The 524-nt window shown below is 64.9% G+C and carries 1 pseudogene; it reads left to right on the top strand.

Annotation, left to right across the window (positions count from 1 at the left end):
• Nucleotides 1–222, top strand: a pseudogene (locus tag BEK68_RS10690) (LysR family transcriptional regulator); the annotation flags it as partial.
• Nucleotides 223–524 lie beyond the last annotated feature (302 nt).

The following is a 524-nucleotide window of genomic DNA, read 5'->3' as shown; positions in this document are numbered from 1 at the left end:
GGCGTCGGCTGGCTGCCGAGGCACCGCGTGGCGTCGCTGCTGGCGCGCGGCGAGCTGGTGGAAAAACGTACCACCGATCCGCGCGAGCCGAACCTGCTCTACGTCGGCTGGCGCAGCGGCGATGTCGACGGCGAGGGCCGCGCACTCCAATGGTGGCTTGAGCAGCTACGGCAGCCCCGCTTGGCCAGGCGGCTGGTGCAGGGCATCGACACATTCGCCTGAAACTTCGCCGCGCCGTGTGATCTTGCCTATGCTGGGATGGCGCCGACTTCGCATCGCCCGTCGGCGCAACACAAGCGACGCCGACTGTTGCGGAATGATCAACGTTGCAGCGTTTGTCTTCTGACAAACCCTCGGGTTGGTCAACGCGCGCTGTCGGCCAGCGTTAATCGGTCACGCACGTATTTCCGTGCCTCGTTGGGGGTCTCGTTATGAAACTGTCTGCGTTGATGTTTTCAATCGGTGCGCTGGTGATGGGTTCAGCGTTTGCGCAGGGCACCGCCGCACCCGCCACCGCACCGGCA

This window comes from Ralstonia pickettii (genome assembly GCF_001699815.1).
Lineage (GTDB): Bacteria > Pseudomonadota > Gammaproteobacteria > Burkholderiales > Burkholderiaceae > Ralstonia > Ralstonia thomasii.
The sequence above is the reverse complement of the archived record's forward strand: the minus strand, read 5'-3'. Positions and strand labels throughout refer to the sequence as shown.